At 39.9% G+C, this 26,580-nt stretch carries 17 protein-coding genes; 10 read left to right on the plus strand and 7 right to left on the minus strand.

Annotation, left to right across the window (positions count from 1 at the left end; genetic code table 11):
• The first annotated feature begins 35 nt into the window (after nucleotides 1-35).
• The 9 genes from GM418_RS26190 (at nucleotide 36) to GM418_RS26230 (ending at nucleotide 13,102) form a co-directional block, all read left to right on the plus strand.
• A complete protein-coding gene (locus tag GM418_RS26190) occupies nucleotides 36-2,603 on the plus strand; it encodes a glycoside hydrolase family 38 N-terminal domain-containing protein (protein WP_158870476.1) in 2,568 nt (855 codons plus the stop codon).
• A 22-nt stretch (nucleotides 2,604-2,625) separates the two neighbouring features.
• Entirely contained in the window at nucleotides 2,626-4,965 is a 2,340-nt protein-coding gene (locus GM418_RS26195) for a GH92 family glycosyl hydrolase (protein ID WP_158870478.1), read from the plus strand.
• Between the two features lie 49 nt (nucleotides 4,966-5,014).
• On the plus strand, nucleotides 5,015-6,919 hold the full coding sequence (locus GM418_RS26200; protein WP_158870480.1) for a PfkB family carbohydrate kinase: 1,905 nt from the start codon (nucleotides 5,015-5,017) through the stop codon (nucleotides 6,917-6,919).
• Between the two features lie 6 nt (nucleotides 6,920-6,925).
• Nucleotides 6,926-8,032 carry a GSU2086 family protein gene (locus tag GM418_RS26205; protein WP_158870482.1) on the plus strand — a complete coding sequence of 369 codons (1,107 nt, stop codon included), beginning with the start codon at nucleotides 6,926-6,928 and terminating at the stop codon, nucleotides 8,030-8,032.
• Nucleotides 8,033-8,084: 52 nt separating this feature from the next.
• Entirely contained in the window at nucleotides 8,085-9,929 is a 1,845-nt protein-coding gene (locus GM418_RS26210) for a hypothetical protein (protein ID WP_158870484.1), read from the plus strand.
• Nucleotides 9,930-9,935: 6 nt separating this feature from the next.
• On the plus strand, nucleotides 9,936-10,853 hold the full coding sequence (locus GM418_RS26215; RefSeq protein ID WP_158870486.1) for a metallophosphoesterase family protein: 918 nt from the start codon (nucleotides 9,936-9,938) through the stop codon (nucleotides 10,851-10,853).
• 43 nt (nucleotides 10,854-10,896) lie between these two features.
• Nucleotides 10,897-11,610 (plus strand): MBL fold metallo-hydrolase, encoded by a 714-nt coding sequence (locus GM418_RS26220; protein WP_158870488.1) that lies wholly within the window; start codon nucleotides 10,897-10,899, stop codon nucleotides 11,608-11,610.
• Nucleotides 11,611-11,708: 98 nt separating this feature from the next.
• Complete coding sequence (locus tag GM418_RS26225; RefSeq protein ID WP_158870490.1) at nucleotides 11,709-12,395, plus strand: fumarate hydratase; 687 nt, start codon at nucleotides 11,709-11,711, stop codon at nucleotides 12,393-12,395.
• A complete protein-coding gene (locus GM418_RS26230; protein WP_158870492.1) occupies nucleotides 12,395-13,102 on the plus strand; it encodes a DUF3307 domain-containing protein in 708 nt (235 codons plus the stop codon). The genes GM418_RS26225 and GM418_RS26230 overlap by 1 nt, the downstream gene beginning before the upstream one ends.
• An 86-nt stretch (nucleotides 13,103-13,188) precedes the next feature.
• Here the strand turns inward: GM418_RS26230 and GM418_RS26235 are convergent, their stop codons facing one another.
• From GM418_RS26235 to eno, 7 genes are all read right to left on the minus strand, one after another.
• Nucleotides 13,189-14,802, minus strand: a complete 1,614-nt coding sequence (locus GM418_RS26235; protein ID WP_158870495.1) for an SLC5 family protein — start codon at nucleotides 14,800-14,802, stop codon at nucleotides 13,189-13,191.
• A 123-nt stretch (nucleotides 14,803-14,925) separates the two neighbouring features.
• Nucleotides 14,926-16,197: an AGE family epimerase/isomerase gene (locus GM418_RS26240; RefSeq protein WP_158870497.1), complete on the minus strand. Its 1,272-nt coding sequence runs from the start codon at nucleotides 16,195-16,197 to the stop codon at nucleotides 14,926-14,928.
• 298 nt (nucleotides 16,198-16,495) lie between these two features.
• The gene (locus GM418_RS26245) at nucleotides 16,496-17,041 is read right to left on the minus strand and encodes a DUF1697 domain-containing protein (RefSeq protein WP_158870499.1); all 546 of its coding nucleotides are present in this window, start codon (nucleotides 17,039-17,041) and stop codon (nucleotides 16,496-16,498) included.
• Nucleotides 17,042-17,301: 260 nt separating this feature from the next.
• Nucleotides 17,302-20,583 carry a S41 family peptidase gene (locus tag GM418_RS26250; RefSeq protein ID WP_158870501.1) on the minus strand — a complete coding sequence of 1,094 codons (3,282 nt, stop codon included), beginning with the start codon at nucleotides 20,581-20,583 and terminating at the stop codon, nucleotides 17,302-17,304.
• Between the two features lie 311 nt (nucleotides 20,584-20,894).
• The gene (locus tag GM418_RS26255; RefSeq protein WP_158870503.1) at nucleotides 20,895-21,494 is read right to left on the minus strand and encodes a MarC family protein; all 600 of its coding nucleotides are present in this window, start codon (nucleotides 21,492-21,494) and stop codon (nucleotides 20,895-20,897) included.
• A 215-nt stretch (nucleotides 21,495-21,709) separates the two neighbouring features.
• Entirely contained in the window at nucleotides 21,710-22,546 is an 837-nt protein-coding gene (locus GM418_RS26260; protein WP_158870505.1) for a C-GCAxxG-C-C family protein, read from the minus strand.
• Nucleotides 22,547-22,922: 376 nt separating this feature from the next.
• On the minus strand, nucleotides 22,923-24,221 hold the full coding sequence (gene eno / locus GM418_RS26265; protein ID WP_158870507.1) for a phosphopyruvate hydratase: 1,299 nt from the start codon (nucleotides 24,219-24,221) through the stop codon (nucleotides 22,923-22,925).
• A 367-nt stretch (nucleotides 24,222-24,588) separates the two neighbouring features.
• Between eno and GM418_RS26270 the strand changes: the two genes are divergently transcribed.
• Entirely contained in the window at nucleotides 24,589-26,556 is a 1,968-nt protein-coding gene (locus tag GM418_RS26270; RefSeq protein WP_158870509.1) for a metallopeptidase domain-containing protein, read from the plus strand.
• The last annotated feature ends 24 nt before the right edge of the window (nucleotides 26,557-26,580 follow it).

Raw genomic sequence — 26,580 nt, forward strand, 5'->3', positions numbered from 1 at the left:
ATAAGAATTAGCGAATCAATAAAACTACCATTATCATGAAAAAGTCTAAAACCTCTTCCGGTTCTTCTCTTACACGAAGAGATTTTTTAACCCGGACAGCAGCAGGAACAGCTATGATTGCCTTTGCTCCTGTGAATACAGCTTTTGCAGCAAACATTGATGGGAAAATTTCGTGGCCGGCAGCAGCTTCAGATTATCGTTTTCATATGATCGGTCACGCGCATATTGACCCGGTGTGGCTGTGGCCCTGGGCAGAGGGAATGTCAGTTGTTCACAGTACGTTTCAATCTGCATTGGATAGGATGAATGAAACACCCGATTTCGCTTTTGTGGCAAGTTCAGCGCAGTTTTACCAGTGGGTGGCTGAAAATGATCCCCAGATGATGAAAGAAATTAAAAAGAGAGTGGAAGAAGGCCGCTGGAATATTGTTGGAGGATGGTGGGTGGAACCCGATGTTAACATTCCCAATGGCGAAGCAATGGTGAGGCAGGGACTTTACGGACAGAAAACCTTTGAGCGTTTATTGGGACGAAAAGCTAAGATTGCCTTCAATCCCGATTCGTTTGGACACGCTGGAACATTACCGCAGATTTTGAATCTGCAGGGAATGAAACATTATGTTTTTATGCGCCCCGGGCCACATGAAAAGGAAATTCCTGCCGACCTGTTCTGGTGGAAAAGCCCCGACGGCTCAAAGGTGCTAACCTATCGTATTCCTATTAGCTATAACGAAACACAACCTGTAAACCGGCGTGTGGAACAGGTATTGGAACGTTTTCAGAACCAACCCATGAAGAGTTTTATGGCATTTTACGGAGCAGGGGATCATGGAGGGGGTGCAACAAAAGAAAATATCAAATCGATAGAGGAGTTGAAAACAGAGAACGGTGCCCCCGAAGTGATTTTTAGCACTATGGAGAAGTATTTTGAAGAAATAGATAATAAGAATCTCGAGTTGCCTACGGTAAATGAAGATTTGCAACATCATGCACAAGGTTGTTATACCGCTGAAATAGAAATTAAAAAAGGAAACCGGCAATCGGAAGCCGCTCTTATTACAGCAGAAAAATTAGCTGCTGTTGGCTCACTGGCATGGGGAGCAAACTACCCCAAAAATGAGTTTTCTTCAGCCTGGCAACGTATACTTTTTCTTCAGTTTCATGATAGTCTCGCCGGAACATCGCTACCGGAACACTCGACAACGGCCCGTGAGGGTTATGGCTTTTCCCTTGACATAGCCCATCAGGCTGCGTATAAGGCAATTCAAAAACTGGAGTGGCAAATTCCGGCAGAAGATCCCGAGTCGGAATATATGGTTGTTTTTAATCCGAATGCGTGGGAAGTGAGGAAAACTGTGGAGTACGATTTTAACTGGAATGACCGTCACAAATCGTCGAGAGTAGAAGATGAGCAGGGAAATCCGCTTCCTCACCAGTGGGCTCTGGGAACAACAGAAACCGGCAGCCGAAAAAAACTACTGACAGAAGTGACCTTACCGGCTTTTGGTTATCGCCAGCTTCGGCTTTTGGACGCTGACTCACCTTCCATACAAGATGGTGTAACCTCAAGTAATAATTCGATTGAAAACATATTTTATAAAATTAGTTTTTCTGAAAATGGAGAAATTGGAATTTTAGATAAGAGCACAGGAGATGAAGTTTTTGCAGGCAAACAGAAGGGCTGTAAAGCGATTATCCTAAACGACCCAAGCGATACATGGAGTCACGGTGTTAAAGCTTTTACTGATGAAATCGGAGCCTTTGAAGATGCCAAAGTTAAAGTTATTCAAAATGGTCCTGTAAAAGCAACTGTAAGGGTGGTTAGTACCTACGGAAATTCAACTTTAACAATCGATTGGTCGTTATCAAAAGCTTCGCGAAATATTGAAGCAGATGTATCACTTGATTGGCACGAGCAGCTCAAAATGCTAAAATTTTCTTTTCCTGTAAATGTAAAGTCTCCCGAGGCAAGCTATGAGGTTCCTTACGGACATATTATTCGCGAAGCCAATGGCGATGAAAATCCCGGCCAGCGATGGATTGACATAACAGGAAAACAAAACGGAAAAACTTACGGACTAACCGTAATGAATGATGCCAAATATGGTTACAGTGTTAACGAAAACGACGCACGTATCTCTGTTGCACGTTCTGCCGTTTTTGCACATCACCGACCGAAAGAATTAAACCCGGAAAATGAATACCGGTGGATGGATCAGGGAATTCATACATTCAGAATGCTACTTGTTCCTCATAGTGACTCGTGGAAGGAAAATAATGTTGCAATGACAGCTGAAGAATTTATGGCGCCTCCAATATGTATATATCAGGGAATTCATGGAGGAGAACTGCCGAAGTCAGATTCGTTTCTCAAGGTTGATAAAACAAATATAATTGTTACTTCAATAAAACAAGCTGAAGATAACAGCGATATTATTGTTCGCTGCGTGGAATCATCGGGGGTACCAACAACCGCATCAATCGATTTGATTTTTGCAGCGAGTAAATGGAGTGGCAAATTTAGAGCCTGTGAGATTAAGAGTCTCAGACTGAATTCACATTCAGGAAAAGTAAATGAAGTAAATGTGTTGGAAGAGCTTTGATTTTTCAAAAAGAATAACATAGATGAAAATACATAAAATTATATCTTTAGCGATTGTAGCAAACCTCACTGTAACGAGTTGTTTTAAGACGGAATCCCCGGATTATGCAGATTACGTAGATCCGATGATTGGAACAGATTTTCATGGACATACTTTTCCCGGGGCAGCGCTGCCTGGTGGAATGGTTCAGTTGAGCCCAGACACCGGAACAGAAGATTGGGACTGGTGTTCCGGTTACCATTATTCGGATATTTCTTTGATGGGATTTAGCCATTTGCACCGTAGTGGAATGGGGGCCGGCGATTGGGGCGATGTTTTACTTATGCCAACTACAGGCGAAGTAAAGGTTATTCCCGGAAGTAAAGAAAACCCCGACGAAGGATACCGTTCCCGTTTTTCTCATGAAGAAGAAACAACTTCGGCTGGTTATTATTCGGTTTTATTGAAAGATTACGCAGTAAAAGCCGAGTTGACAGTTTCTACTCGTGCAGGTTTTCATCGTTATACATTTCCAAAATCTGATGCGGCGCATATTATTATTGATGCCGGACACGGTATTCGCGAAAGATACAGGCAGGGAAGTGAAATTAAGATTGTAAGTGACACTGAAATTGTAGGTCACCGTTCATCGCATGGTTTTGTAAAACACAAAAACGTATATTTCTGCGCGCGGTTCAGTAAACCGTTTAAAGCATCAGGAACATGGAATGAAGAAAATATTAAACCAGATTCAGCAGAAGATGAAGGAAAATACATCGGTGCTTTTGTTGATTACGAAACTACTGAAAACGAAACCATCGAGGTAAAGGTTGGAATTTCCTACACGAGTATTGAACAGGCTCGTTTGAACTTAGATACTGAAATACCCGGTTGGAATTTTGATGAAATAAAAAAACGGGCCAGTCAAACATGGAATGCTGCGTTGGGCAAAATTGAGATAGAAACTCCCGAAGCAAACGACAAAACATACAATCAAAATAAAAAAACTACATTCTACACTGCGCTATATCACTCGTTGTTATTTCCGGCAACTTTTAGTGATGTTGATGGAAAATATATCGGTCTGGATGGTCAGGTTCATACCGCGGAAGACTTTACTTATTTAAGCGATTTTTCGTTGTGGGATACACATCGGGCTGAAATGCCACTGCTTACACTCGTTGAACCACAGAGAAATGTAAATGCAATTCGCACTATGCTGGCTCAGTTCGAACAGGGAGGCTGGCTGCCTACACCACAGCAATTTGGAAATAGCTACACAAACGATATGATCGGCGACCATCCTGTGGCTGCCATTGCAGATGCTTTTCAAAAAGGAATTGCCGGTTTTGATGCAGAGGAAGCTTATAAAGCAGTTCGGAAAAATGCGATGGAAACACCTCCTGCAGAACATCGTTCAAGAGGTAGAATTGGTTTAAACGATTATTTGGAAAAAGGTTATCTGCCATACGATAAAGTCAGGGAATCAGTGTCCAGAACATTGGAATATGCTTACAATGATTGGTGTGTAGCTCAGTTGGCAAAAGCTTTGGGAAAGGAAGATGATTATAAATTGTTTATGCAACGTGCCGCCAATTACAAAAACGTATTGGATCCGGAAACGGGTCTGGCCCGCCCAAAAGATAGTGAAGGAAATTGGCTGGCTCCCTTTAATCCAACATTTGTAGGACACGGAGACGAACGCCACTATACGGAAGCAAATGCCTGGCAGTACACATGGTTTGTTCCGCACGACGTGCAGGGATTGATTGATTTTGAAGGCGGAAGAAAAAACTTCATAAGCAAATTGGATACGCTTTTTACGATGAGTTCCGAAGTTCAGGAAACAGTTTCGGATGTAACTGGTTTGATCGGGCAATATGCACACGGTAACGAACCCAGCCATCACACGCTGTATCTGTACGATTATGCAGGGGCTCCGTGGAAAACACAGGAATTAGCCAGAAAAGTAATGGAAGAGTTGTATCATTCGGGCCCGGACGGTCTATGCGGAAATGAAGACATGGGACAAATGTCAGCTTGGTATGTTTTAAGTTCCATGGGATTTTATCCGGTGGCTCCGGGACAGAATGTGTATGTCATTGGAAGTCCTGAATTTAGTAAAGTAACCGTTCACCTGGATGAAGATTATTATAATTCTCCGGAATTTACCATTAAAATTGTTAACAATTCAAAAGACAATTGCTATATCCAAAAGGCTTTATTTAACGACAATCCGTTAAACAAAACATGGTTTAAACACGAGGACATAAAAGATGGAGGAACTCTTGTTTTTCAAATGGGACCAGAACCCAATAAGAGTTGGGGAGCTAATCCGGGTGACGCACCTCCTTCAATAAAAAATGAATGGAGTAATCAATAAGTTTTTTGAAGTTTTTAGACTGCGATTTTAAAATTATTACTTAACAAAAATGAATAAAGAACAATTACAAACCGTATTAAAGGATATCAGCGCAGTAAAAATTGCTGTAATAGGCGACTTTTGCCTCGACGCTTACTGGTTTGTCGATGAGTCGAAAAGTGAAATTTCTATTGAAACCGGACAGATGACACGCCCTGTAAAACAGCAGCGATATTCTTTGGGAGGTGCTGGAAACGTGACCAATAACCTCACTGCGATGGGGGTGAAAGATGTCAGGGCGTTTGGTGTGCTCGGAGCTGATCCATTTGGAACAGAAATGGTGAAGGTGATGAAAGAAAATGGAATAAATCCGCAAAATCTTATTATTCAGGAAGATGACTGGTCGACACATGTATACACAAAACCTTATGTAGAAGATGTGGAGCAAAACCGGATTGACTTTGGAAATTTTAATCAGCTTTCAACGGCAACAGCCGACCGTTTAATTCAGAAACTCAGAGATGAAGTTCCCGTGGTTGATGTTATTATCATCAATCAGCAGGTATTGTCCGGAATTCATACTGAATATTTCAGAAAAGAATTGGTGAAAGCTATTCAAAGTTTTCCTGAAAAAATTTTTATTGTTGATAGCCGCAACTACAGCGATTTTTATGAAGGCGCTTACCGGAAAATGAATGATATGGAAGCTGCCGTTTTATACGGTCTGAAAAAAGATGCCGGGGATGTGGTTTTGCATTCAGAAGTTAAGGAAGCCGCAACACAATTATTTAAAAAATACGGCAAACCTCTGTTTATAACCCGTGGAGAAAGGGGCTCTCTTGTTGCAGATGAAAACGGAGTTACCGATATTTTTGGGTTAATGATTATTTCAAAAGTAGATACAGTTGGAGCTGGTGATAGTTACCTGGCAGGAGCTGCATCTGCTTTGGCTGCCGGTTACAGTATGAAAGAGGCTGCAGAAGTAGGTTCGTTTGTTGCAGGTATAACCGTGCAAAAACTGTTTCAAACAGGAACCGCGTCTCCTGACGAAATTCTTCAGATTGGTGTCGATCCTGATTATATATACAAACCTGAACTGGCTGAAGATATCAGGCATGCAGTTTATTGGAAAGATTCTGAAATAGAGGTTGTTACAGAGTGGTTTGAGCCATTAGGTATTAGCCATGCGATTTTTGACCATGATGGAACCATTTCAACACTTCGCGAAGGATGGGAATACATTATGCAACCCATGATGATAAAAGCTATTCTGGGAGCGCATTTTCAGATAGCCGATGAAGCACTGTACCACAAAGTACAAACAAGAGTAGTCGACTTTATAGATAAAACCACCGGTATTCAAACGCTGGTTCAGATGAAAGGTCTGGTCGAACTGGTTAAGGAATTTGGATTGGTTCCGGAAGAACAGATCCTGGATGAATTTGGCTATAAAGAAATATACAACGATGAGCTCTTAAAGATGGTAAGGGTGCGTGAGGCAAAGCTTACAAAAAAAGAATTGACTTTGGAAGATGTTACGCTAAAAAATGCCGTTGCTCTGCTGGAAACATTATATAATGCTGGTGTAACTTTATACCTGGCAAGCGGAACGGATGAAGTTGATGTGAAGAATGAAGCGCGTATTCTGGGATACGATCATCTGTTTAAAGGTGGAATATATGGAGCGGTTGGCGACGTAAACAAGGAAGCTAAAAAAATGGTTCTCGATCGTATATTAAATGATATAGGTGATTCAAGTACAGGGCAGGTAGCGGCTTTCGGCGATGGTCCGGTTGAAATTCGTGAAACTCGAAAAAGGGGAGGCGTGACCGTTGGAATTGCAAGCAATGAAGTAAAACGCCATAGTTTAAACGAAAGTAAAAGATCGAGACTAATAAAGGCAGGGGCCGATCTTATTATTCCCGACTTTTCCCAGCTGCCCCAGTTGCTTAAATTATTAAATATTCAAGCCTAGCAAATTATGCCCTATTCGAAATTTGACAGAACCCGTTTAGATATCAAAAGACTGGCAGACCGGAAAAACAAAGTTTATATTGAAAAAGATCATATTCCGGTCGACCACCAGCCGGAACATTTGAGTGAACGCGGTTATCAGTTAATTAAAAAGACAGCAGAACGTATTCGGAAGGCGCGTGAATTAAACCGTTCAGTAATGCTTACTTTCGGTGCGCACACCATTAAAAATGGAATGGCTCCAACACTGATTGCATTGATGAAAGATGGCTGGGTTACTCATTTGGCTACCAACGGTGCCGGAATTATTCACGACTGGGAGTTTGCTTTTCAGGGTGAATCAAGCGAGGATGTCAGGGAAAATGTAAATCTTGGTCAGTTCGGAATATGGGACGATACGGGTTTTTATATCAATCTGGCTATAATTGTAGGTGCCTGCGAAGGACTTGGTTACGGTGAAGCTGTTGGAAAAATGATAAAAAATGAAGGTCTCGAAATTCCTGCACTTTCAACTTTATATGAAGAGGCCAGACGAAAAATGGAAAACGATCCTGCGGCAGCTGCCGGCGCAATAGATTTAGCCGGTGCAATTCAAAAATTTGATTTGGCCCCCGGTTGGATGGAGATTTTGCACCCTTTTAAAGAATATTCAGTACAGGGAAATGCCTATGCTTTAGGCATTCCTTTTACCGGTCACCCCATGTTTGGTCACGATATTATTTACAATCACCCGATGAATCACGGGGCTGCCATTGGGCGTACTGCGTTAAACGATTTTTTATATTTTGCTGACAGCGTAAGCAAACTGGAAGATGGAGTTTATCTTTCGGTTGGTTCAGCAGTGATGTCTCCGATGATTTTTGAAAAATCACTGTCCATGTCACAGAATGTTGAAATTCAACGTGGCACTCATATCGATAATCATTATATGTTGATTGTGGATCTGGCCGAATCTGACTGGGATTGGGCGAAAGACGGAGAACCACCCATGGACAATCCGGCGTACTACCTTCGTTACTGTAAAACTTTTAACCGTATGGGTGGGGAAATGCATTATCTGACAGCAGATAACCGTGATTTTTTACTCGCTCTTTATCAAAAACTTCAGAGTTAAAGAAAAAGCTGCTGCCAAGTTCAAATAAATCGCTGTTAAAACTTTAAAATAAATGAAATCGGAACTTTTTACGTTTGTTTATTTAGCGCTGTTTGTTTTTTTTGCAAATGGACAAAGTTACCCACAGGAATTTACTGGTGATGTATGGAATTATGCGGTTTCGCGAAAAAATGATTTGCGTTTGGGAGTCTACCTTACAGCCCATACAGTGGAGAATATGTTTTCAACAGAAGAGGGGAAACGAGAAACCATTTCACTTTTGCGCTGCAATGGAATAAGCAAAGTTTATCTGGAAGTTTATAGAAGCGGCCTGGTGGTTTCGCCTGATTTGCTTAGCGAAAGTGTAATTTTTCTTCAGAAAAATGGTTTTGAAGTTGTTGGCGGAATTGCTACTGTTCCCGGTGGTGATTTTGGAGTAAAGCAGGATGGAACGCTTGGTTGGTTTAACTGGCAAAATAAAAAAACACAAAATGACCTGCGAAAGGTAATAAAAAGTGTGGTACCGGTTTTTGATACTTTTATTATTGACGACTTTTTGTGTACTGCCGATACCAGCCGCGAATCAAAAATTGCTAAAGGCGATAAAAGTTGGTCGGAATACCGGAGAGAATTGCTAACCGACCTTTCGGAATCAGTTTTTATAAAGCCAGCCTGGGAGGCAAATCCGGACATCAAAATGATCATCAAATTTCCGCAGTGGTACGATCGTTTTCATATATTTGGTTACGATTTGGCAAAAGAGCCTGCTTTATTTGACGGTGTTTGGGCAGGAACTGAAACACGCGGGCAATACACGCAACGTTTTGGTTTTGTTCAGCCATACGAAGGTTTTATCAATTACCGGTGGATTTCAACTTTTGCCGGAGAAAAAATGGGCGGAGCCTGGTTCGATCATGGTGATTGTTCTGATTTGGATTTTATTGAGCAGGCCTGGCAGTCAGTATTGGCAGGAGCAAAAGAGCTGGTGATCTTTAATTTTGGTAGTTTTATTTCGGGTCATCCGGGGCACCATTTACTACGGCGCGATTTTGAAAAACTGGCTGATTTGGCGGCGGCTGTGGCAAAAAATCCTATTCAGGGAGCAGTTGCTTATAAACCGGCCAATAGCGACGCCGGTGGCGATTTGTATCTGATGGATTATATGGGAATGTTGGGAATTTCGTTGGTTCCTGAATCAGAATATCCTGAAAATGCAGATGTCGTATTTTTGCCAACACAAGCCGCTTCCGACGAAAATGTGGTAAAAAAAGCAATCAATTCGCTACAAAATGGAACGAAGTTGGTTGTGACAACCGGTTTTCTGGCTCATGCAAAAGATGGAGAAAAACTGGCGAAAATAGCGCAAATTAGTTGTCCGCTGACGAATCAAAAAATAACAACCGATTTAATTCTGAATAATGGAAAAGAGGAGCAGCTGCCATTTTCAATGACTTTGGACTACAAAATAATTCCTGATGGCGCTACTTCTTTGTTGGCGGTTTCAAATGCTGAGAATCCGGTTTTTATGGTTCAGAATAAAAAGCAAAATATTTCGGTAATCAATACGTATACATTTTCGCAGGAAGATTTTAACAGGGTAGGAGAAGTATTGCTTTGTCCGCGACAAATAGGATTACTGGAGGTGCCTCAAAACTGGGCGAATACTGTCCGAGATGTATTTCGGCAGAAAAGTACACCGGAACTAAATGCGCCAACAAGAGTAACTTTTCAAAACTTATCGGATGGTAGTTTTGTTCTTCATAATTATAACCGCGGGAAAGCTATTGTGGAAATTCATGTGGAGATGGGAAGTCATTTTGTAGATGGATTTTCAGGAGAAGAACTTCAAATGGAAAATCAGGTATTAAAATTTGAAATGGCTCCCCGCTCGCGAATATGGTGTAAAAAGAAAAATTAATTTATCATGTTTCAAAAAGCGTTATATACTTTTTTTCTGGGATTGATTCTGATAACTGGTATTGTTGGTCAAAATAACAACGCAAAAAAAGGAGAATCCTTTACTTTTGCATTTCTTACCGACATTCATTTAAAGCCGGAAATGAACGCTCCCAAAGGTTTTCAATTGGCCATTGACAAAGTAAATGAACTGAATCCGGATTTTGTAATTACCGGTGGCGATTTGGTCTATGATGCCATGCGTGGCAACCAGGCGCGTAGCGACAGTTTATTTTTTTTGTATAAAGAAATGAGTACCGGTTTTAAAATGCCGGTTTACAATTGTTTGGGAAATCACGATTTATTTGCGATTTATGCCGAAAGCCCTGAAACCAGCGATCATCCGGATTATAAATATGGAATGTTTGAACGCTACTTCGGGAAAACATACTATTCCTTTGACCACAAAGGCTGGCATTTTGTGGTTTTAAACTCGCTGGATGTTACTGAAAATAAAAGATACACCGGCGTTTTTAGTGGGGAGGAATTGGAATGGCTGAAAGATGATTTGGCAAAAGTTGATACCTTAACTCCGGTAGTTTTGGTAACACATCTTCCAATGCTTACTGCTCGTGCACAGGTTAAAGGGAGTGAGGGGAGGGGAAATGTGAGTAACTCTTCCGAAATATTTGTAATGCTGGAAGATTATAAAAAGATATTGATTTTGCAGGGACATATCCATTGGAGGGAATATGGCGAAATAAACAATCGCATCCATTATATTACCGGAGGTTCTATAGCCGGGAACGGATGGAAAGGTCGTCGTCATAACACCAAAGAAGGTTTTGTGCTGATTAAAGTGAATGGCGATGATTTTAACTGGGAATACATCGATCACGGCTGGGAAGCTGAACGGTTGAAAAATAATATGTCTGATAATAACTGATTTTGTTATCAGATTTTAAAAAGCTGACAAATTTAAATTGATAATGCAGATACTAAAAAATTTATATCAGGTGAGTGGCGATTTGAACGGAGTGACGTTTGATTTGCAGGGCGCTTTGTGGAATGATGCCAACTCCTATGTTTTGAAAACCGATGAGGGCCTGATCATGTTTGATTGTGGATGCGGAGATACCATGGAACAGATTTTTAACAATATAGAATACTGGGATTTATCACCTGACGATATAAAATATTGTATTCTTACTCACGCACATTATGATCACGCCGGGGGTGGACACATTTTAAAAGAAAAAGGGGTGAAATTTATTGCAATAAAAGAAACAGCAGAGTCTGTCCAATCAGGTGACGAACGTTGCGCCGGTTATTTATATCACAAAAAATTTAATCCTTTTGTTGTAGACCGGGTTGTAGCTGATGGTGAGGTAATAGACGTTCTGGGAATGAGAATTAAAGTAGGGCACTACCCGGGACATACCATGGGATGTACAGCTTATTCTTTTGATTACGAAGGCAAAAAAATAACGGTCAGTGGAGATATTATTGGCACCTTACTGGCCGGCGATTTTGGATGGGATGGCTCGTTTGATTTTGATAAGAAGAAATATATCGAATCGCTGCGGAAATTTGCTCAGCATGAAATGGATATTATGCTGCCCGGGCATGGATTGATTTATTTTCACAAGCCCCGGTGGCGAGCCGAGGAAGCCTACAACAGTGCTTTGGTTCAGTGGCGTTAATATAAAATACTTAGCAGACTTTTATAGGAGATAAATTATCGGTGAAATTACCGATAGTTTGTATTTATCAGTATATTTACTGATAAATGTGGGGTATTATGAACTATGCAACAATATCGGCTGATGTAATTTCTTATACATCACTAAACGTTTCAGAAAAAAGAGAGCTTGAATCAGGCATCAGGCAGTTAATTGATAATTTATCAGAAGACTATGCAAAACAACGTTTTTTTGGTCGACTGGTGCAGGGAGATTATATTGAAATAGCATTGGCTGAGCCTGCATTTGCTCTTCGGATTGCACTTCTGTTAAAAACCTTTGTTAAATCCATTGTCTTCAGCACAAAAGAGAATGACAAATCACGACTTAAATATTTTTTTGAACACGGTATCCGTTTGGCTGTTGCTGTTGCGCCTTTAATCACACTAGATACAAAAAAAGGAATTATAGACGGTGAAGCAATTTATATGTCCGGACGGGCAATTAAAAATTATTCAACCTCAAACAAACAAAAGATAGTGATTAAGAATACGATGTTTTTTGCCTGTTCCGACGACAATCTCAGGGAGCAGTTTGACGTAGTTTTTATGTTGTTGGATACTATCCTTTCCAAATGTTCATCGAAACAATGCGAGGTGATATTTTTTAAGCTAATGAATTTGAACGAAAATGATATTGCACAGAAACTGGGAAAATACCAATCTACTATCAGCCAGCATTCTACAGCAGCCGGATGGCTGGCAATAGAAAAGGCAGTTAACCACTTTGAAAACACGTTTCAATAATGGAATTTAAGTTAATTCTTTTACAAATAATTGCTCATCTTCTTGCAGATTTTATTTTTCAAACCCAAAAGATGAGCGAGAAAAAGGCCCGGAAAGTACTTTCGCCCAGCCATTTTTATCATGTGTTAATTGTTGGAGTAGCAAGTTATGGATTATCGTTTGATTTGGGCTTTTGGAAAGCGGCTCTTTTGCTTACAATAATTCATTTATTAACCGACATTTTTAAAAGTTGGCTGGTGTTGAAAAATAAAACAAGAAGCTATTTTTTTCTCGACCAGTTTATTCATATTATAACAATTGTCGGAATTGTTTTCGCTTACTCCTTCTTCTTTGGAATAGACTTTTTAATTGATTTAAATCTGAAAATCGTTGCTGTAGTAGCCGCATTTGTATTTTGTGCAAAACCGTCCAATATTTTTATAAAGTATATATTTGAAGCTTTTTCGATTGAAACACCTGAAGAGAATTCCGAAAATCCGGGAGAGCAGAGTCTTCCTAACGCCGGAAAATTGATTGGAATTATAGAACGGTTTCTTGCTTTGGCATTAATTATTATGGGACAATACCAGGCAGTAGGCTTGATTATTGCTGCAAAATCAATTTTGCGTTTTAACGGCGTTCAAAAAAGTGAATATGTGTTAATCGGAACCCTGTTGAGTTTTGGTATTGCAGCTTTTTCCGGAATTTTAGTGAATATGATTGTTTAACGGTAAATTTACCGATATCTTGTATTTAACGGTAAATAAGCCGATAAAATTATTGATTTAAATCTGGAATTCTAATTTATATTTTATCACGATAACCAAATATACAAAAACAGTGTAATCAGCGAAAGAATTCCCAGGTGAAGGCGCCAGTCGCTAATTCCTTCAAATTTAGCCACGGCCATTTTGTAATTGATGGTTGTTTTCTCCAATTTTTCCGGTGCTGTCTTTTTTGTAAAAGCTGATACTCCAAATAAAACACCGCTTATTAAAAACTCAGCCCACAATCCGCGATAACCAAAATTTAAGGTGAGTTTATAGTGAAGAAACGGAAAGATTTGTTTTCCGGCTTCAGCACCAATCAACTGATCGATAACAAAAATAGTAGCCAAAATAACTCCAACCACAACAGAATATGCTGCTCCTTTCAAAGTGACTTTTTTGCTGATAATACCAAAAAATATGGCCGGAAACACCGGAATTACCAGATATGCAGAAATAGTTTGCAGGTACTTGTACAAACCTTCTTCATTTTTGTAAACAAGATATGTTGCTCCAATGCCCAGGAAGGTCACCAACAGGATAATTATACGTCCGAGTGTTACCTGTTTTTTCTCGGATATGGAAGAACGGAATTCTACTACAAAGTCGCGTACCACAAGTGTTGAAACCGAGTTTAAAACTGCAATTAAAGAGGTAATTAAGGCTGCCATCAAAGCTGCGAGCATTAAACCACGCAGTCCGCTCGGAAGGAGTTTATTCAGCAGCAAAACAAAAGTTTGTTTTGACTCTTCACCCGAAAGTTCACCCGGAAAAAGTGCAAAGGCAATTACACCTGGCAACGCAAATAAGAAGATGGGGAAAAGTTTTAAAAATACAGCAAACATGGAGCCCCAACGTGCTTGTTTTAAGTCGGGTGCCGAAAGTACACGCTGTACATTTACCTGGTCGATTCCCCAGTAAAAAATACCGGCATAAAAAGCTGTTGCCAGAATTCCCCAAAACGGATATACCGGGTCATCGTAAGGCGCGGCTATGGTCATCATTTCAGGCGCTTTTTCCATCAATCCTCCCCATCCGCCAACTTTATCAAGCCCGATGAAAAGCATAATTGATGCGCCGATTATCATCAGTACAACCTGAATTGTATCAGAGTAAGCTACTGCAGTAAATCCACCAATAATGGTGAAGATGGCTACTATTATTCCAATGTACAAGGCTGTGGTCATAACGTCCCAACCTAAAATACTGTTTAAAACAAGTGCTCCCGCAAAAAGTGTAAAAGCCAGTTTTGTCATTACACTTATCACCAGCATTAAACCGGAAAAGAAAACACGCGCCATGCGGTTATAACGCAATTCCAGAAATTCAGGAATGGTGTAAATTTTGTTTTTCATGTAATAAGGAAACAAAATAGCGCAGGCAAAACCAAGCGTAATTGCACAGGTTAACTCTACTGACCCTGCCGAAAGACCATAACGATACGAATCGCCTGAAAGTCCAACCAAATGTTCTGCTCCAATATTCGTTGCAAACAGTGACGCGCCAATTACCGGCCATTTGATCGAGCGGCCACCAAGAAAAAAATTCTTGCTGTTTTCTCCGGCATTCTTCCGGTAGGCCATGTACAAGCCAAAGGAAAGGCTCCCGACCATTACAACGGTTAATACAATCCAGTCGAGCGAGGTGAGTGATAAGTTCATTTTAGAGTTAAGGTTTATATGTTGGTTATTTTATTTCGTTATTCATTTTAAAATCGGACCTCCACTTTGTTCATTTGACTATAAAAATGAATGAATTTTAATAGTAATCTTTGTATGTGAAAATTATTGTTTCGCAAGTATAATGTCCAGACGACGGATACTTTGAACCATGGAACGAACAGTATGATAATTAATTTTCCACGAATGTCCCATATGAGTCCAAATCGGCTCACCTTTTCTGGAAAGCAGCGGGTACCATTCGCCAATCCCTTTATTTATAACTTTATCGAATACAAAACGATGTACATTTTTGTAGGCTTCCCAGTATTTTTTTTCGTTAAACAGAATGACTCCGTCGAGCATTCCGATAAGTACTTCGGCTTGTTGCCAAAATTCCTTTTCTCTATCGTAAACGCCACCCGAATGTGGCCCTTCTACATAAACACCACCAAATTCAGTATCGATTCCATTGTCAACCGTGTGATCGAAAATGATTTTAAATGTTTCCGCATAGGATTCCGGTGATATTTTCAGGATTTCCAGAGCATGAATCAGCAGCCACGCAAATTCAGCATTATGCCCGTAACATGTATTGTCGGTAGCATTTCCTTTTTGTCCTTCCTCTGAAAAACGATCCCAGCCCCAAATAATGTCAAACTTAATTTGCGGTGCAACGGTCCAGTCTTTAAAAAACTGCGGAATCCCGGTTTTATATTTAGGGTGGTTAATAACATTTAACAACAAATCAATATCTTCCAATAATTTCCGGCGGTGAACTTCTTTCCCCGAACATTCATAAAGTGTAGTAAATGCTTCCATCAAATGCATGTGTACATCCAACGTTTTGCGGTCGCCACCTGCGCTGCCAGGTCCTTTCAGTGTCCAGTCGCGGTGAAACATTTCCCAGTAACCACCGTAGCGACTGTCCACGCAATATTTTTGAAGCATGTCAAACACTTTTCCGGCATATTCAATTCCACGTTTGTCGCCCGTAGCCAGTGTATATTCACTCAACGAATAAATGGCAAAACTGTGTCCGTATATAATTTTTTCATCGATTTTTACATTTCCTTTCCGGTCAACCATCCAGTAGAAACCGCCAAACTTCTCATCCCACATTTTATTCAGCAGAAAATCGGCTCCGTGTTTGGCCAGCTCGGCCAATTCACCGTTCCCATATCCCGCACGATGGGCAGATGCAACCGTATATAAACACCGGGTTTGCGCAATCAACGATTTTTCGTCTTCACCTGTGTCATTTCCGTCTTTATCAAAGTGTGTGATAAATCCGCCATTAACCTCATCTTTCATTCGATTGGTCCAGAAGGGGAGGAGTTCGGTGGTAAGGTGTTGAAAAGCTTCATCCCGGAGGTTTATAATTTCCGTTTTGTTCATAATTTCTGTTTTGGTTTATTTTCTTAATGTCGGTAATTTTTTTTATACCAATCACCTAAAAACAGGAATCCGCACTTCAACAAAAACATGCCGGAGAGCTTCACTGTTTCTTTTCTTATTTTGTTGAATATGCAGGTAATCCAGCACTGAATATACTACTATTTATTTTGTTCCCCAAAATAATATTTTGCCTGAAAAGCATGGATTTTTAACTGAATTCGAATGAATTTGAAGGTTGAAGAAATTTATTGGAATCTGCTCAATTTTTTCCATTAACGATGAGAAGGTTCGGAGGTTTTCAAGTTTTACTTATTTTATCAGATATTTTTATCAAGGTATTCAGGTTACGGGTTGTGATATCTTTTCCAAAAAGCTGCTCCAGAATTCCCATTGCCTTTATTGTTTTTGTTTGGCTTAAATCCAAAACGCTTTCAATATGTTTGTCTCCGATTCTTAGAATTTGAAATGAATTGTCTTCTGAATACCACGGTAGTTTTATGTCTGCCCGGATGACTTCCGCTAAAAAAGTGATATATAACCGGATGTTTTTTGTAATTTCGATATCCTTAAAAGGTTTGTTATCAATAATTTTTCTTATTTCATCTGCTTTTCTTATTAATACCGGAATCGGAAATCCAAAAGCTTTTTCCAAATGAGCTGCTATCTTCTTTTCCAGTTTCTTTTCTTTTTTTTCATCTGCTTCAAAAATGATATTTCCCGAATTAAGCAGGGTAATGATATTTTTGAAGCCGATTTTTGCCATCTCTTTTAGAAGATCTGCCATCGGGACTTTATGATGCCCACCAACATTTATCCCACGCAAAAAGGCAACATATTTTTCCATTGGGTTTTCTTTAACTGTTTGAATTTAGACATACGAAAGTCCGGATTGTTCGATTCATCTGCTATATTTTGCTTTTTAATTTATTGCGATACAGAAAGGAAGAATTCGGTATCGTTTTCAATATGTTAAAGGATTTGTTTTAATGAAATCATCGTCGGTGTTTTTGAACTTTAAATACATGTTTTGGTCTCGAATGAACCCAAATGAAACGGGCTGTTCAGAATTGTTGAACAGCCCGTTTCTTATACTGCTAATTTATTCTATTTTTTTAAAGCCGGTGTTGAATACGTAGGATGTGAATCATCTGTTTTTCCTTCTTTTTCAACAAGTTTAAGTGCTTCCTGAACTGCCCGTACCAACTGCGGATCGAATCCTTTTGCGAGAGATTTAGCATCCTGCCGCACCTCGATATCAGGAGCAACACCTTTATTTTCAGCGATCCATTCTTTTTTTACGGGATCATAGACTGCATTTGTCGGAGCAGTTAACGCGCCCCCGTCAACAAGGCTGTAGTGTACAGCCGAGGCTACCAGTCCACCCCAGGTTCTTGTCCCGATAAGTGGCCCCGCATTCTGATGGCGGAATACCCAGGGGAAAAAGTCGCCACCTGAACCCGCTAATTCGTTTATTAACAAAACTTTTGGTCCTAAAATTCCGGCAGGTAATACCCATGGTTTTCCATCTTTTACTTCGTTGGTTACTGCTGCTCTGAGTTTTCTGGTCATTAAATCCACCATATAATCATCCAGTAATCCACCTCCGTTAAACCGCTCGTCGATAACGGCCCCTTCTTTGTCCTGCTGTGCGAAGAAATAACGGTTAAACGATACAAAACCGTTGCCGCCGGTATTCGGAATCCATACATAAGCCAGCTTGCCGTTTGACAAGCTGTCAACCAGCCGGCGATTATCTTCAACCCAGGCACGCTGACGCAATCCGCTTTCGCTCCGAATAGGTTTTACAGTAATTGTCCATGAATCTTTAAAATCAGGTTTATCGTTGATTTGCAAAACAGTTTGAATACCTGAAGTACCATCTAAATATTGATACAAATCTTCTTTTGTAGTCACCTCTTCACCATTTACGCCTACAATGTAATTACCGGTTTTTACTTTTAAACCTGGCTCTTCAAGCGGGCTTGATAAATTTGGATTCCAGCTTTCGGTTGTATAAATTCGTTTAATTTTCCAGTATCCTTTTTCAGGAGTAAAATCTGCTCCCAGTAATCCTACTGAATTTCTTTCTGTCTCAGGGTAGTCTCCGCCAAAAACAAAACTGTGCCCAACAGAAAGTTCGCCATTTACCTGATCAAGGATATAAGTTAAATCTGCTCTGTGTTTGACATGTGGAATAAGAGGTGCATAACGCGCATGAACCCGATCCCAGTCGCGGCCGTGCATATTGGGTGCATAAAAATAATCCTTTTCGTAACGCCAGGCTTCCTCAAACATCTGATTCCACTCCTGCGAGCGGTTTAATTTCATTTTCAACTCCACCTTCAGGCTTTCACTATCTTTCCCATTCGGTTTTGTTGCATCCATTACCTTCCATGAACCACTTAATCTACCGAGGATTTTTTTACTGTCTGCCGACAAAGAAACACTTCCCACGCCCTCTATATAAGGAGTAGCTTTTTGGTCTTCCAAAGAGAATTTTTGTAGCGTTAAACCAGGTGAGTTTGGAATTCTTTCACCAATAAATACGGTTCCTTCAGGCCCGGCTAAGGCATATTGATAATTTCTGACAGGTATTGGCAACGCAATTATTCTGCGGTCGATTCCTTCAAAATCGATTTTTACAGAATCATTTTTTTCGGCTTTTTCTTCATCCTTCTTTTCTTCTTCTGATTTTTTGTCCTCCTTTTTGTTGTCTTTCTTATCTTCTTCTTCTTTATTTTCATTGTCATCTTTCACTTCTTCCTCGTCGCTTTTTAGTTTAAATGGCGATGCTTCGTCTTTTTGAAGATTGACAACATAGGCAGCGTATTCGGGATTGGCAGTCATTGCACTGGTGTTCGCCCATCCCGATCCTAATGCCAGTTCTGTACTGGCCAAAAAGTAAAGGTGTTTTTTGTCGCGGTCGAAAGTAGGAGAGAACGCATCAGCCAGTTCATCAGTGACCGTTGTGATACTTTTGTTTTCTACCGACCACAATTTGATTCTTCTGAAATTATTATCTCCCGATTTAGAATAAGCCAGCCACTTTGAGTCAGGAGACCAGGTTAATCCTAAAGAGCCCCTTTCCTGGTTATTACCGGCTAAATCGATGGTTTGAATATTCCCTGATTCAACTTCAATAACACGGATTCTGGCATCGTCATCGTCAAAAGCAATATATTTCCCATCCGGCGACCACACCGGTTCCCATCCTAAGTTTGATTCTCCGATGGAGATAGTTCTGGGCTCGCTTAAGCCATCCTGGTTTCCAATCATTAACGAATAATTTCCGCCCTTATCAGAAAACCAGGCAATTTTATCTCCTTTTGGCGACCAAACCGGTGTCCTGTCGGCAATATCAGAAGAGTTTGTCAGGTTTCTTACATTACCGTTTTCAACCGGAATAGTAAAAATTTCTCCACGTGATTCCATGATTGCCCTTTTCCCGGTAGGTGAGAGCGACGCAGAACGAACCGAATTACTCACATCTTCCCATTTTTCATCAGCCCAGGGGAAGTCACCTGCAATAGTAATATCAAGTTGGGTAATTTTATTATTTGTAAGATTGAGCAGGTTTAATAAACCTTTGTGTTCAAAAACAAGTTGGTTCCCGTTACCGGCTACCCACTTTACATCGGTTTCTGAAAAATGAGTGATTTGTTTTAATTCTTTTGTTTTTGGCGAATACGACCATATATTTGAAATCCAGTCCCGGTCGGAAAGAAAATAAATTTGGTCACCCAGCCAAATCGGTTTTATATCAATGGTTCTTTCATTTGGCAGTAATTCTTCCGACATATCTTTCAGATTCAAAACAACCAATGGCGTATTTTGTCCACCGCGATAATTTCTCCATTCTCCATCCCAGCGGGAAACGCGGTCGATAACGATTTGTTTTCCATCAGGTGAAAATGAGCCATCGGCGCCCCACTGTTCGGTAAGCAATTCAGAAGGGCCACCGTCTTTTGACACGGTCCAGAGTCGCCCGTAACCCGTTGGGGCTGTTTCCCGTGACGTTGAATATAAAATATATTTGCCATCAGGAGTCCAGTCGCAAACAGTTGCAGAGCTGGGATACCAGGTTAATCTTTGAGGCATTCCACCTTCCACTGATACGGTATAAACAGCGCTTACTCCTGAACGGTTAGAAGTAAAAGCAATGGTTTTTCCATCAGGTGAGAAATGAGGATTGCTTTCTACAGCACCTGTATTGGTTAGTCTTTTAGTTTGATTTGTCTTCAAATCGGTAACCCAAATATCGCTGCCGTAAGTAAAGGCTACATGTGTTTCGCTAAGTGCAGGCTGGCGCAACAGTTTTGTGCCCTGTGCAACTGTAATAGCAACAATACCAAATACAAATAGTGCAGTTAAATACAAATTTTTCATAAAAATTATTTTGAATGATTAATTGATAAAGCAATGAAATGATTCATAAATAAATGGTTTCTGACATTTCGGCAAATCTTGTAGTTTCTACAGAAAGTACTTTTCGATATACCAAATTAGACTTCTTAGATTCAGAATTGTTACAATATACAAGTATCTAAGTTAGAAAAAGTTTTGAAGTGAAGTAACATCTTTTTAATCATTCTGCGTTATACGGAGTAGCAATCCGGGTAATGTTCCAACGTTTAAAACGAATTTTGGGAGTATGTTTTTTGCTTTAATATTATCTTTTTGGGGAATAATTTGGCCAACTAAAAGAACATATTTTTTATTCCTGTTAGCATCATATTTACACCTATGGCGCCAATAAAAAAACCGTTTAAACGGAGCAATACTTCCATGTTTTTATCGAAAGCTTTTTTAAACTTTCGTTTTTCAATGCTGTCTCTAAACTTCTTTAAAAGAAACAAAATGAGGAAGTTAACAGTAAATATGATAATTAAAGCCAGAGAGCCTATAAGATAGGAATGTTTTTGAGAGAGCAGGATGCTGAGTGAAATGGTTCCTGCACCAACCATAAAAGGCAAGGCAATCTCCGAAGCCAGATCATCCAGGTTTTCTTTAATCATAATAAGGGCTTTTTCGCCACGAACGATAAAAATATAGGCATAAGAAAAGATGATTATACCACCAAATATTCGGAATGATTCAAAATTGATGGCGAATATCTTTCTGAAAATTATATCTCCAAAAAAGAAAAAAAGCAAACAAACAAAAAATGAAATTAGCGATGCTTTAAAAATTACGAGCAAATAACTTTTGTGTGTTAAATCTTTCCGAATGGGTTCGAGATAAAGAAATAAAGCAAAAGGATTTAACATGACAAGTATTTCAATAATGGAAGAAATCATATTTTTGTTTCGTTTTTTATATTTGATTTTTTTGATGGTTATTTTTCTTTTTCAGAGTGGGGCAAAGTTACCATCAAATTGATGGTTTGACAATAAATCTGACAACGGATTTTTTGTTTTAATTAATTTGTGTCAGGATGAAGTTTCTTTTTTTGATTTTTTTACAACATCAAAAGTCCGGCAATAAAATCTTCAATATGTTCCTTTTTTCGAAACTATTTTGCTTTCATATACTTGTAATGCACGTCGCCAAATAGCTTATGAGCAACAGATTTAGTATGACATGAATTACAATCCATTTTTCCACTGATGTTGTTCAGTTTTCCTTCTTTGCCATGACAGGTTAAACAAGTGCCTGCATTATCGTTATTCTGATAGACAGTTACGTAATCATCATTAAAAAAACTGTTGAGTGACGTGGTTACCTTGGCTGCCACTTCGCCCGATAAACGGCGACACCTTTCTTTTCGTTCATCACTGTCGATTTTAAAACCGGATGCTTTACCCCAATTGATTGTAGAGGCATGACAGAGTGTAGAATGAGATACAGACGAAGCGGGAGTGTAATCCATAACAGCCTTCCTGGGTTTGAATACCGGAAGCTGGGTATTTTCATACCATTGAAACAGGTCGTTTATCAAACTGTCCCTCATCTTTTTATCGCCAACAAACAAGCCGATTAAAGCCGCCGCTCCGTTGAGCGCACCACATAAAGTTCCAAAACCTCCAACGCCACCATGTCCGTATTTCATCATATCAAAAGGAAATGAAGCGTATTCGCCTCCGAATTTTTCGGCAATTTGAGAAGCAACTCCATAAAAGCTTGCATACATGCAGCTTCCGACACTGTATTGATCGTAGGCAATTTGACCTGAGATTGCGGGGTCCAAGTAAGCATATTTCCAGTTGTTTTCACTTTTTCCCGGCTCAAGTTTTTGAGGTTTTTTTTCGGGAAGTGGCTCGGGTTTAAAAGCCTGGGTGAGTGTTAAAACGCCGGCTCCACCTCCAATAATAGCTCCGGCTGCTATTTTCATTGCACTGCGTCGTTTCATTTTTGGTTATTTTAATGGATAGTATCTAAAGTCTATCGAATATGCAATTTTTTGAGCAAAAGCCAGTAAAATTTTTATTAAAAGATAAGATACCTGCTAAAGTTTTTACAAAAAAGTAATAGAAGTTCGATTTATTTTAATAGAAAAGTTACTTGTAAAATCATCATGTAATAGCTTTCCGGAAAGGCTGAGTGTCCTTGTTTTTGAGATTCGATATGTAGGAATGGAGTTCTTTAAATTAGGATTGACGGCCTTTTATTCATAATAAAATACAAGTTCAGCACAGCATGTTCAAAAGGTATTACACAAGCAGATTATAACAAAAAAGCCGCCCTTCATCAGAAAGACGGCTTTTATTGATATTCTATATCTTAGATTATTTTTTGTAGATTTTTTTGTATCCGTAGATAGCGCTTGCACCCAGTTCTTCTTCAATACGAAGCAACTGATTGTATTTTGCCATACGGTCTGAACGGCTCAAAGAACCGGTTTTAATCTGACCCGAGTTGGTAGCTACTGCGATATCGGCAATAGTTGCATCTTCAGTTTCACCTGAACGGTGAGAAGTTACTGAAGTGTAACCAGCACGATGAGCCATTTCAATTGCGTCTAATGTCTCAGTTAAAGTACCAATTTGGTTTACTTTAATAAGGATTGAGTTCGCAGCACCCAATTCGATACCTTTTTGCAGGTACTCAACGTTAGTTACGAAAAGGTCGTCACCAACCAACTGGCATTTGTCGCCAATCGCTGCGTTTAGTTTTACCCATCCGTCCCAGTCGCCTTCATCCATACCGTCTTCTATAGAGTCGATAGGGTACTTAGCAATTAATTCTGCAAGATAAGCTGCCTGCTCGTCAGAGTTACGTTTTACTCCGTTTGGCTCAAAAATGCTGTAGTCGTAAACGCCATCTTTGTAGAACTCAGAAGAAGCACAGTCCATAGCGATAGAAACATCACCACCGTCTTCTGCACGACCTGGTTTGTAACCCGCATTTTTTATTGCAGTAAGAATTGAATCGATAGCTTCTTCAGTTCCACCTAACATTGGAGCGAAACCACCTTCGTCGCCAACTGCAGTTGAAAGGTTTTTAGCTGCCAGTACTTTTTTCAAAGCGTGGAAAACCTCAGCTCCCATACGCAAACCTTCACGGAAAGACGGAGCACCGATAGGACGAATCATAAATTCCTGAAATGCAATTGTGGCATCAGAGTGAGAACCACCATTGATGATATTCATCATTGGAACAGGTAATGTTTTTGCGTTGGTTCCACCAATATATTTGTAAAGCGGAAGTTCTGAATAATCAGCAGCAGCTTTAGCTACAGCCAACGAAACTCCCAACATTGCGTTGGCACCCAAATTAGATTTTGTTTTTGTCCCGTCTAATTCAAGTAATTTGCTGTCGAGAGCTACCTGGTCAGTAGCGTCCATACCAATAATTTCTTTGGCAATTACTTCGTTTACATTTTCAACAGCTTTCAAAACACCTTTTCCAAGGTAACGGCTTTTGTCGCCGTCGCGCAACTCAAGTGCTTCGTTTTCTCCGGTTGATGCTCCCGACGGAACAGCAGCACGGCCAAATGCGCCACTTTCCAATAATACTTCAACTTCAACTGTCGGATTACCGCGAGAATCCAGGATTTCTCTTGCTTTTACGTCGCTAATTAACATTGTGAGTAGTTTTTTATTGTTTAACTTATTTGTTGTTTTTATCAGAAAATCAGGTTGTTACTCCTAATTTGCCAAAAGCAGCTCAAAGATAGCAAATTGTTTTATGTCAAACGGAGGCAAAACAAAAAGGTTACCAATATTTCATATAGGGTTAACTTAAAAATCGGGACTATAAAAGGTCTGTGTTTCTTTTATATTGCAGTTTGTTAAATTATCTAAATGTTGGAATTTTGCTTTATCTGATAGAAATTATCTATAAGTGTTGTTTTGTAAATCTCATTGTGTTCGACAAAATGTGTTTTTTGTCATTTTTTGATAAGTGTATTATTGCCTTTTTTGAAAATCGTTGTATTAATTTAGTTATGATATGAAAAAAATACCTGTATTATTTATTCTTGTGTTGCTTTTAGCTTTTTGGGGATGTTCGCAAAAAGAGAAAAAAGTATCTGTGAAGAAAGTTGGTCCGATAGATCCGCAAATGGTGCAGGATCAGGACGATATGACCTGGGAAGATTACAAACCCATTCCAGAAATAAGTTGGGCTGATCCGTCGATAAAACCAAAACGGGGTTTTAAAATGGCTTTGGTTGCGGTTGATTTTCCTGATCAACCTTTTGTTATTACTCAACCCAAAGGCTCTGATTTATTTGGTAATCCGCAAATAGATCCGATTAAACGGGAGGACGTTGCTCAATTTTATCGCGATTTTTTTATCAAACCATCAGATGTAAATCATGGCCAAACAATTAATGGTTACTGGATGGAGCAGTCGCGGGGAGAATTCGGGATTACTGAGGTTGATGCATATGGACCTTACCAGTTACCTAAAAATCTTTGGGAATATGGTTTAAACGAATGGGGACAAAATGATTTTACTCCCGATGGAAGTAAACCCAAAGGAAGAATGGAACGTGATGTGGATTCGTTGTGGCGTGCAGAATACGGAGATTTGAGAAAAAATTACGACGCAATTTTACGAATTTATGCGAGTTACGATGAAACCGGTGTTTGGCAGGAGTTTGGCGAAATGAAATTTAATTCAAAAGAAGATATTCCACCGGAATGGGGAAATCCGAATCCGGATAAACCGCGTTGGGTAGCCACCCGTTATGTGCCCTGGACATCGTGGAAAGCAGGTGCAATGCAATGGGGAATTTCATCTATTCGTCAGGGCGAAAACTCAGGAACAATTACACATGAGCTGGGGCATTATGCTTTTAGGATAGGAGATAATAATAATAATCCTTATGTAGAACCTTACCGAAGAGCTGGTTCCGGTCCCTGGGATATGATGGACCGCGGCTGTTTTAATGGTCCGGGAGGTCCGCATAAACGCTGGGTGGTTCCCGCAATTGCCGGAGCTTCAATGCCGGCCGGGCTTATGGTTCGTAACAGGATGAAAAATGATTTTTTAACCGAAGATGATATTTTAAGACTGAGTCGTGATAGCCTGGCTGTTACGGGACTTGCAGTTGCAAACATCACTGCCCGCGCAGTTGAACCCTTTGAAGGAGAATATGCTGGTGTAATTGTTGAACTTGACGGAGAAGAACCGCATGATCGAACACCGGTTGACGACCCTGCTGAGAATCCACTTTCCCCGGGAATACCAAATTACGATTATTATTCTCTGGAAGTGGTTCAGAGAATTGGCTACGACTCTTATTGTCCGGATAATGGAGTATTGCTCGCAAAGAACAGGGACAAAGAGAGCCGAAATGGCGGCGTAAATCAGTTTAATTGCTTTAACTGGGTTATTGACGCTCATCCGGAAGACATAAATATGGTGGATTACGATAAACCCAATGGCGAAAAGGTTATGCGTACAATTGCCGACTACCGCCAGTTGAATGATGCACTTTTCCATGCCGGCTTAAATTCGGGCAGTGAATTTGAGTATGATGACCCGTATAACCGGCTTCATTTTTATATTATTGATTTACATAGAAACCAGGAAGGCATCCTTTCTTATACTATTGGCGTTAAATCGCTTGATGGAAGCGGAGCTGCAAAAAGAGATTTTCAGTTAACCGCACCAAAAACAACAAAGGAAAGTGTTGCTCTTTTTACGCTGAAAAACAAAGATAAAAAAGCAGGTTTGGATGCCTCCTGTTTTGATAATGATATTTATCGTTTGGCGGTAAGTACTGAAGGAGAAGGCTTAAAAGCCGAAATTCTGAATGAATTGGCGGTTGTTTCATCAGGGGAAGAAATTTCTATTCCTGTTTATTTTAGCGAAGAAGATGGCGAAAAAAGCGATGTCAGAATAACTCTGACAGCTGTTTCAGAAAGCGATCCCAGCAAAAAGATGGAGGCTTCATATGTCATACCATAGGTCTTAAAAAGGAAACCTAATAAC

The organism is Maribellus comscasis, assembly GCF_009762775.1.
GTDB classification, from domain to species: domain Bacteria; phylum Bacteroidota; class Bacteroidia; order Bacteroidales; family Prolixibacteraceae; genus Draconibacterium; species Draconibacterium comscasis.